Consider the following 8705-nt stretch of genomic DNA (forward strand, 5'->3'; position numbering starts at 1 on the left):
CTCGCTCGGCGGCCAGGGACAGTACGACCACGTCATCAACGACACCGGATCCCCCACATCCGGTACGGACACCATCCCGTCCCAGGTCGTGTCCTTCCCGTAAGGCCTCGGCCTCCCGGGTGGGTCATTCCCATGGACCGGGGGGAGACAGGGCCCGGCCGCACCGGCGGCCGGGCCCTGTCCCGTGCGTGCGTGCCGTTCAGAGCACGCAGAACTCATGGCCCTCCGGGTCGGCCATCTCGACATGGTCGGGCCGGCCGTGGAACTCGTGCACCTGGATCACCGTGCCGCCCGCGGCGGTCAGCCGCTCCACCGCCCCGGTCACCCGCGGCCACCTGACCTCCCACGGGGTCTCGCGCCCGCCGCCGGCCTGCACATCGAGGTGCATCCGGTTCTTGGCCGTCTTCGGCTCGGGGACCTTCAGGAAGGACAGGGCCGGGCCGGAACCGTCCGGATCGGACAGATAGGCACCGTCGTCCCACTCCGCCTCCGGGACGTCGTGGTGGACGAACCACTCCTCCCAGCTGCCGAACCCGGCGGGCGGCGGCTTCTCCACGTACCCGAGCGCCAGGGCCCAGAAGGCGGCCAGCGCCTTGGGGTGCGCGCAGTCGATCGTCAGACTCCACCGGGTGGACATGATCCGTCTCCTCCGTGAGCAGGGGCGGTACGACGCCGCCCCCACCCGGAGGTCCGGGCGGGGGCGGTCGTACGGGCGTGGCGCGGGCCGGTCAGCCCTCGCCGTTCAGGTTGATCGCGACGGTGCGCTCGGCAGGGGTCTTGCCGAGCAGCGCGCCCTGCATGGCCTGGGCCACGTCGGTCGCACTGACCTGGTGCTTCTTCCCGTCACCCTTGGTGATCATGATGCCGTCGAAGACACCGTCCAGCAGCTTGTCGATCGCCGCCCTGTCGTAGACGGGGACCAGCTTGCCGTCGACCGGCTTCATGGACAGGATCTGCGGCAGGGACCGCGCGGGACCGAAGTCGATCTGCTTGGGCCCGGCCTTGATGGTGACCAGGCCGGACATCGCCGGTTCGGCGAACTCCTTCATCGCCCGGTCCAGTTCGGCCTTGGTGATGGTGGGTTCCGTGGCGGCCACCGGCAGTTCGACGACGGCCGGGTCACCGGTCTGGACCTGGGCGCGGTAGGCGTCGCGGACGGAGATCATCGACCGGTTGACGTCCAGCGACTTCCCCGACCTGCCGGGGACGGCCACGGCCTTGTTCGGCTCGAACTTGATCGTGCCGTCGTTGGCGGAGCCGGAGACGCCCGCCAGGTCGGTCAGCGCGACCCCGAGCTTCTCCTCGTCGACCGGGATCACCGGGTCGGCGGGGCGCGCCCCGCCGAACAGGGAGCCGATCACCGAGACCGGGTTGTAGTCGCTGCCGGCGGCCTCGCGCACGGTCTCCTGGCTGTCCAGGGTGAGCCCGGCCTTGTCGGGGGCGAGCTTCTCCTCCTTGCCCTCCACGGACAGCCGCAGAGGCGTCCGGGCGCGCTTGCCGAGGGCGGCCTCCAGCTTGGTGACCGCCTCCTCCTTCGAGCCGCCGCCGATGTCGACGCCGAGCACGGTGGTGCCCTTGGGGACCTCGGAGTGGTTCATCAGCAGGCCGGCGCCGTAGGCCACGCCGAACAGCACGACGACGCCCACGCCCAGGAGGACGAGCTTGGAGCGTCCCTTCTTGGCGGGCGCGGCCTTCGGGGCGGGCCGGGGGGCGGGGGCGGGGGCACCCGGGTCCGCGGGACCGCCGCCCAGGGGGCCCTCGGGGGGCCGCGTACCGCCGGGTCCGCCCGGGAACGCCGCGCGGGGCTCACCGGGGATCACGGGGATGCCGCTGGTGAGCGTGTCACCGGAGACATTTCCCGCGCCGGACCCGGGGCCGGGCGCGGGCGCCTGCGGCGTCAGGATCGCGGTGTCGTCCGACATCCGCGGGGGTACGCCGCCGGGGCCGCCGGGCCGGGGGCCGGACGGGCCGCCGGGGCCGGCCGGGCCGGGTCCGCCGGGAAGACGGTCCAGGTTCGGTGTCAGCGACGAACTGCCGGTGGCCGGGCCCGTGGTGGGTCCGGAGGGACCCGGACCGCCCGGCGGCCGGACACCGGCGTTCGGCGTGGGCCGCGGACCGGCGTCGAGGTCGTCGAGAGCGCTGCGGCCGGGACGGGAGGCGCCGCCCCGGTCGCCGGGCTGCTGCGGGCCGTCCGAGAAGTACGGGGACTCCGGGCGGGGCGGGTTCGGGCCGGAGGGACCGGATCCGCCGGGGCCCGAGCCGGGGCCGGGGCCCTGACCGGGACCAGGTCCCTGACCGGGGCCGGGCGCGCCCGCGGCCGAGGCGGCGGGAGCCGCTCCCGCACCGGGCGCGGGTGCCGGGGCCTTGCGCGGCGCGAACCAGTCGCTGCCGCTCTTCTCCCTGGCCGGCTTCTCGGCGGGGGCGTCGGCCCCCTGGGCGCCGTCACGGTCACGCGCGTCCGGGCCGGGGCCCGGCGCACCCGCACCACCGGGCGACGGCGCGGACGCGCCGGGCCTCGGGGTGCTGCCGGTGCGCTCGGGGTCCGGACGGCCGCCCGTCGGGTCCGTGTCGCTCATCGGCGTACGCATGACGACGGGCGGGATCGGACGCGAGCCCGGGATGTTGATCCGGATGCGCGTCGTCAGCGTCGTCTCTGTTCTGGGCTCCTCGGGCTGAGGCGGATCCGCAGGCTCCGGAGTCTCCTCCGACCCGTCCTGGGACGGGTGCAGCGACGGATACTGGCGTGATCCGTACGGCGGCGTACCCGACGGGTACGCGGCTCCTCCGCGCCCCTGGGGCCCGGACGACGAACTGTCAGTTTCACGACTCAAAGCAGGTTCTCCCGATTGGCTCCGCCGCCCGTACTTCCCCCATGCCGCAGGCCAGGGGACGGCTCGGCGCGCGCACCACCATACTGGCCGCCACCGTAAGACTCTCCGGGCCCGGGGGGAACAAGGATGCACCCGGCACCGCGCGGAGGGGCAATCCGGGAGCGGACATACCACATCACGTGCCGGTTCGGCCGGTGTCGTTGGCCGGATACGGCAGCCGCGACATCGTGGCACAGATCACAGCGACCGCCATCCCTCCGAGCATGAAGAGTGCCAGGCCGAGCTCCTGTCCGAAGACGTAGTCGCCCTCGGGGCGCCCGCCCAGCAGGACGACGACGGCGATGAACCAGCCCACCGCGGGCACCAGCGCGCCGAGCTGGGTCCCGGTCAGCACCCGGCCGCCGTAGAACAGGCCCGCAGACGCGGCGAGCGCGAGCAGCAACCCGCCCGGGAACAGGGCCGCCTGGACGAGCGTGCCCGCGAGCCCGACGGCCGCGCCCAGCACCGCCAGGCCCACGTACACGGGGATCCGCGCGGGGTTGGGCCGCGCGGCGAGGCCCGTGGGCTCGGGGCTCCTCGGCGGGGCGTTGGTGCGGGGCGCCTGCGAGGCGGCGCGCTGCCTCTTGCTGCTGCTCATGCCTGTGCTCCCGGTGCGAGGTCCTCGTCCGGCACGCCCGCGAAGAGGTCGTGCTCCCGGGTGCCGTCCCCGCCCGGGACGCCCCGCGCCAACTCGTAGTACTCGGTGGTGAGGACGGGCTGCCCCAGGTCGTTCGAAAGAGCGAAGAAGGGGCCGTCCACGGCGATCTGGGTGGCGTGCGCCCGCATCGCGGCGGTCTTCGCCCCGGCGTGGGCGGAGCCGTCGATCTCCGCCGTGATCAGCGCGTCGTCCACGACACCGGGTACGTCGTCGATCTCGGCGATCCCGGGGAAGGCGTCCGGGGCGTCCCTCCGCAGCCGCGCGAAGGCCTCCTCGGCCACGGAGCGGGGCACCCGGTTCCAGTAGATCTTCGCGACGGTGTGCGGGGCTCCGGCGTCCGGGCCGTACGCGGGATCGGCGGCCAGGTCCGCGCCGCGCATCGCGACGCGGTGCGCCTGGATGTGGTCGGGGTGGCCGTAGCCGCCGTCGGGGTCGTACGTGATGAGGACCTGGGGGCGCAGCGAGCGGATCACCCGTACGAGGTGGCCGGCGGCCTCGTCGAGGCCGGCGGCCCAGAAGGCGCCGGGCCGGTGGTTCTGCTCGGTGCCCATCATCCCGGAGTCGCGGAACCGGCCGGGGCCGCCCAGGAACCGGTGGTCGGTGACCCCGAGCTCCCGCATCGCGGCGGCGAGTTCACCGATGCGGTGGTCGCCGAGGCCCCCGTCACGGTCGGCGGCGAGATGTGCGAGGTCCGGCGGGATGACCTCGCCCTCCTCGCCGAGCGTGCACGTCACCAGGGCGACGTGGGCGCCCTCGGCCGCGTACCTGGCCATGGTGGCGCCGTTGTTGATCGACTCGTCGTCGGGGTGCGCGTGCACGAGGAGCAGACGGCGGGCGGGGAGGTCCTTCATGGGACCACCCTACGAGCACGCCGCCCCACCGGCCGAACGCCCCACGGAGCCCGGGGCGCCCGGCCGGGGGCGGCCGTCAGAACTTGATGCCCCCGATCATGCCTGCCACGTTCGACGTCACCTCCGAGATGGTCGGGGCGATCGACGAGCTCGCGAGGTAGAACCCGAGCAACATGCAGACCACCGCGTGTCCGCCCTTCAGTCCGGATTTCCGGATCAGCAGGAAGACGACGATCGCCAGCAGCACCACCGCCGAAATCGAGAGTGCCACGGCGGTTCACCTCCATCAGTACGGTCGGGACAGGCAGCACACATGGAGCCAGCAGGTTCATACCCACCGAGCGCTACGGATCATAACTATCCGTGCCGACGCATTGATCGGGGCACAGCAGCACGAGGGGCGCACGGACCGCCCGCCGGGAGCTAGGTTCGGGGCCATGACCTCGCAGAAGTTGACCTTTCCCCGCCAGCACGCCCGGACCCAGCGGTTCACTCTCGGCGCACCCCGGGCCTTCACCGTCTCACCGGATGGGACGAGGGTGCTGTTCCTCCGCTCGTCCTCGGGTACGGACCGGACGAACCGGCTCCATGTGCTCGACACCGCGACGGGCGAGGAGCGGGTCGCGGCCGATCCCGACGCCCTGCTGGGCGGTTCGGCGGAGAAGCTGTCCCCGCAGGAGCGGGCCAGGCGCGAGCGGACCAGGGAGGGTTCGGCGGGCATCGTGGGCTACGCGGTGGACGACGCGGCCGAGTTGGCGGCCTTCGCGCTCTCCGGCAAGGCGTACGTCGCCGAGTTGAGGGCGGGCACGGCGCGCGCCCTGCCGGTGCCCGGCCCGGTGATCGACCCCCGCCCCTCCCCCGACGGCCGGCACATCGCCTACGTGGCCCGGGGCGCGCTGCGCGTGGTGGGGGCGGAGGGCGACGGCGACCGGGCGGTCGCGGAGCCGGAGGACGACCATGTCTCGTACGGTCTGGCGGAGTTCGTCGCGGCCGAGGAGATCGGCCGCTACCGCGGTTTCTGGTGGTCGCCGGAGTCGGACCGCCTACTGGTCGCCCGCGTCGACGACAGCGCCGTACAGCGGTGGTGGATCGCCGATCCCGCGCACCCCGGGAGCAAGCCCGCCGAGGTCGGCTATCCGGCGGCGGGGACGCCCAACGCCGAGGTGCGGCTCTTCGTCACGGACCTGGACGGATCCCGCACCGAGGTTGTCTGGGACCGGTCACGCTTCCCCTACCTCGCCCGGGTGCACTGGTCCTCGCACGGTGCGCCGCTGCTCCTGGTGCAGGCCCGTGACCAGCGCAGCCAGGTGTATCTGGCCGTCGACACGGAGACCGGCGCGACCCGCACGGTGCATGTCGACGAGGACGCCGTCTGGCTCGATCTGTTCGCCGGGGTGCCGGCCTGGGCGCCCGACGGCCGGCTCGTGCGGATCGCCGACGAGGGGGGCGCGCGGGTGCTCTCGGTCGGCGACCGGCTGCTGACCGGCGGCCAGCTGCACGTCCAGGCGGTGCTGGACATCGGGGAGTCGGACATCCTGGTGCAGGCCACCGCGGGCGAGGACGCGGCGGACCCGGAGACGGGGCAGAGCCATGTCTACCGGGTCAACGAGCTGGGCGTGGAGCGCGTCAGCGAGGGCGTCGGGGTCCACTCCGCGGTGCGCGCGGGCGGCGTGACCGTGCTGGTCTCGGCGTCCCCGGAGCAGCCGGGAACGTCCGTACGGGTGCTGCGTGACGGCAAGCGGATCGCCGAGGTGGCGAATCTCGCCCAGGAGCCGGTGCTGACCGCGAAGGTCCATCTGACCGAGGGGGGCGCACGGCGCATCCCGTGCGCCGTGCTGCTCCCCACCGGGTACAAGGAATCGGACGGCCCGCTTCCCGTCCTCATGGACCCGTACGGCGGCCCGCACGGCCGCCGCGTGGTGGCCGCCCACAATCCGCACCTCACGTCCCAGTGGTTCGCGGACCACGGTTTCGCCGTGATCGTCGCGGACGGCCGGGGCGCACCGGGCCGTTCGCCCGGCTGGGAGAAGGCGGTACGGGACGATCTGACCCTCACCCTCGACGACCAGGTCGAGGCGCTGCACTCCCTGGCCGGGCGTTTCCCGCTCGATCTCTCGAAGGTGGCGATCCGCGGCTGGTCGTACGGCGGCTATCTCTCGGCCCTCGCGGTGCTGCGGCGCCCCGATGTCTTCCACGCGGCCGTCGTGGGCGCGCCGGTGGCGGACTGGCGGCTGTACGACACCCACTACACCGAGCGCTATCTCGGCGATCCGGCCGCCCAGGCCGAGGTGTACGCCCGCAACTCGCTGGTGACCGACGAGGGGCTGTCCGAGCCGGCCGACGAGGTGCGGCCGATGATGATCGTCCACGGTCTGGCCGACGACAACGTGGTGGTCGCCCACGCGCTGCGGCTCTCCTCCGCGCTGCTGTCCGCCGGACGCCCGCACGAGGTGCTGCCGCTGAGCGGGGTGACGCACATGACCCCGCAGGAGCAGGTGGCCGAGAATCTCCTGCTGCTCCAGGTGGACTTCCTCAGGCGGTCCCTGGGACTGACCCGGTCCTGACCGCGGCCGTCACCAGCCGGGCGGCGGGGAGGCGGGCGGCGGCGGGGACCCGGACCCGCCGCTCTGCGGATAGCCGTATCCGCCGCCGCCGCTCTGCGGGTAGCCGTAACCGGGTGCGCCGGGCTGTGGATAGCCGTAACCGGCGGGGCCGGTCTGCTGGTGGCCGAAGGCCGGTTCCCCGGTCTGCGGGTAGTCGTAGCCTCCGTACCCCTGGTTCTGCCCGTCGGTGACCTCGAAGCCCCGGCGGGCCAGGACGAGCAGGGCCGCCGCTCCGGACACGGCGAGGAGGAACGGGGTGAGCATGACCAGCTGTTGCTCGGTCGGCGCCTCACCGAAGTGTTCCAGCCAGGAGTTGTGGACGAGCCGGGCGATCCCGCAGCCGCCGGAGACCAGCAGGAATCCGGCGGCGATCATGCCGAGCGGACGGGCGTGGACGGCCCGGAAGAGCGCGGTCCACGCCGTCACCAGGCAGATCACCCCGAGCGCCACACTGCTCCAGCCCGGCGGGGCGGCGGTGAGCCCGAGCGTGAGGCCCTTGCCGCCGATGTACCAGGCGGGGTAGACCGCGTCGGGCAGGGTGAAGAGCTGGCGGATCTCCCAGGCGATCAGGACGGCCCCCGAGGTGCCCAGCGCCAGGAAGGCCGTGACCCCGGCCCCCCGGCCGGGCCGGGTGGGCAGCGGCTCGTAGGAGTCGGCGGGTTGCCTGCGGCCGGCGGCCCCGGTGACGACGAGCGCGAGGGCGGCGGCCAGCGCGACGAAGGTGCCGATGAGCGCGCGGGTGCGCAGTTCGTCGTCGAACCGCCCGTCCATCCAGGACGAGCCGGTGGTCCAGACGCCCGGCAGCCGCAGCACGAGCGTGACCAGTCCGGTGGTGACCAGCGTGGAGGCCGCGACGGAGGAGCGCAGCGCGGCGGTCAGGGCGAGGACGTACACCACGAGCAGGACGGGGTCGGCCTGGAGGGTGGCGGGCAGCGCCTTCGGCCATCCGTCCGTGTAGCCGGCCCAGTAGCGCACCAGGTCCAGCGGATCGCCGACGGCCCGCAGGTCCCGCACGATCCAGGCCGCGACCAGGGCCGCGAGCACGGCGCACAGCACCGCTCCGGTGATTCTGGCTCCCCGTGTGAGTATCACACCGGCGATACTCCACCGCGGTCCGCCGATGGACAAGGGGACCTGTGGGGCGGGGCGGGAACGTGCAGCCGGCCGGGGCGACGTGATGAACGCCCCGGCCGGTTCACGGCACCCGCACGGCCGTACGTTGTCCATGGTGGGACGTCCGTATATCGGTGTGACGACGGTCAAGTTGCCTCTGTGTTAACGGTCATGAGGCTCATTTATCCTTCTTTGTCATCCTCGGACGTCTCCTGCGGCTGGTCACGCAGGACCTCCGGCGGGACCACCTGCTTCTCCTCGGCGAAGTGGCACGCCGAGTCGTGCCGGGCCGGTGTCTCCGTGTCCCGGAAGACCGCGGGCACCGCCAGCAGCGGCACCTCCAGCTCGCACCGCTCCTGCGCCTTCCAGCACCGGGTGCGGAAGCGGCAGCCGGAGGGGATGTTCGCCGGGGAGGGCACGTCACCGTGCAGGATGATCCGCTCACGGTGGTCACGGGCCGTCGGGTCGGGCACCGGGACGGCCGACAGGAGCGCCTGGGTGTACGGGTGCGTCGGGTGGTCGTAGATCTCCTCGTCCGTGCCGATCTCGACGATCCGCCCCAGGTACATCACGCCGACCCGGTCCGAGATGTGCCGGACGATCGACAGGT

8 protein-coding genes are annotated in these 8705 nt (G+C 73.3%); 1 reads left to right on the forward strand and 7 read right to left on the reverse strand.

Annotated features, from left to right (window positions below):
* Nucleotides 1-199: 199 nt before the first annotated feature.
* The 5 genes from JKV81_RS08675 to JKV81_RS08695 all read right to left on the reverse strand — a co-directional run bounded on the left by JKV81_RS08675 (nucleotide 200) and on the right by JKV81_RS08695 (nucleotide 4650).
* The gene (locus tag JKV81_RS08675) at nucleotides 200-637 is read right to left on the reverse strand and encodes a VOC family protein (RefSeq protein ID WP_129265308.1); all 438 of its coding nucleotides are present in this window, start codon (nucleotides 635-637) and stop codon (nucleotides 200-202) included.
* 91 nt (nucleotides 638-728) lie between these two features.
* The gene (locus JKV81_RS08680; RefSeq protein WP_202075320.1) at nucleotides 729-2831 is read right to left on the reverse strand and encodes a peptidoglycan binding domain-containing protein; all 2103 of its coding nucleotides are present in this window, start codon (nucleotides 2829-2831) and stop codon (nucleotides 729-731) included.
* A 175-nt stretch (nucleotides 2832-3006) separates the two neighbouring features.
* Nucleotides 3007-3468 (reverse strand): DUF6113 family protein, encoded by a 462-nt coding sequence (locus tag JKV81_RS08685; RefSeq protein WP_129265306.1) that lies wholly within the window; start codon nucleotides 3466-3468, stop codon nucleotides 3007-3009.
* Complete coding sequence (gene mshB, locus JKV81_RS08690) at nucleotides 3465-4379, reverse strand: N-acetyl-1-D-myo-inositol-2-amino-2-deoxy-alpha-D-glucopyranoside deacetylase (RefSeq protein WP_202075321.1); 915 nt, start codon at nucleotides 4377-4379, stop codon at nucleotides 3465-3467. The genes JKV81_RS08685 and mshB overlap by 4 nt, the downstream gene beginning before the upstream one ends.
* 76 nt (nucleotides 4380-4455) lie before the next feature.
* On the reverse strand, nucleotides 4456-4650 hold the full coding sequence (locus tag JKV81_RS08695) for a hypothetical protein (RefSeq protein ID WP_014154257.1): 195 nt from the start codon (nucleotides 4648-4650) through the stop codon (nucleotides 4456-4458).
* A 166-nt stretch (nucleotides 4651-4816) separates the two neighbouring features.
* Between JKV81_RS08695 and JKV81_RS08700 the strand changes: the two genes are divergently transcribed.
* Nucleotides 4817-6943, forward strand: a complete 2127-nt coding sequence (locus JKV81_RS08700; RefSeq protein WP_129265304.1) for an alpha/beta fold hydrolase — start codon at nucleotides 4817-4819, stop codon at nucleotides 6941-6943.
* 9 nt (nucleotides 6944-6952) lie between these two features.
* Here the strand turns inward: JKV81_RS08700 and JKV81_RS08705 are convergent, their stop codons facing one another.
* Complete coding sequence (locus tag JKV81_RS08705; protein ID WP_202075322.1) at nucleotides 6953-8074, reverse strand: hypothetical protein; 1122 nt, start codon at nucleotides 8072-8074, stop codon at nucleotides 6953-6955.
* A gap of 203 nt (nucleotides 8075-8277) precedes the next feature.
* The coding region (locus tag JKV81_RS08710) for an oligopeptide/dipeptide ABC transporter ATP-binding protein (RefSeq protein ID WP_202075323.1) at nucleotides 8278-8705 on the reverse strand (428 nt) is incomplete at its 5' end.

Origin of the sequence: Streptomyces silvae (assembly GCF_016745505.1) — a bacterium.
Lineage (GTDB): Bacteria > Actinomycetota > Actinomycetes > Streptomycetales > Streptomycetaceae > Streptomyces > Streptomyces silvae.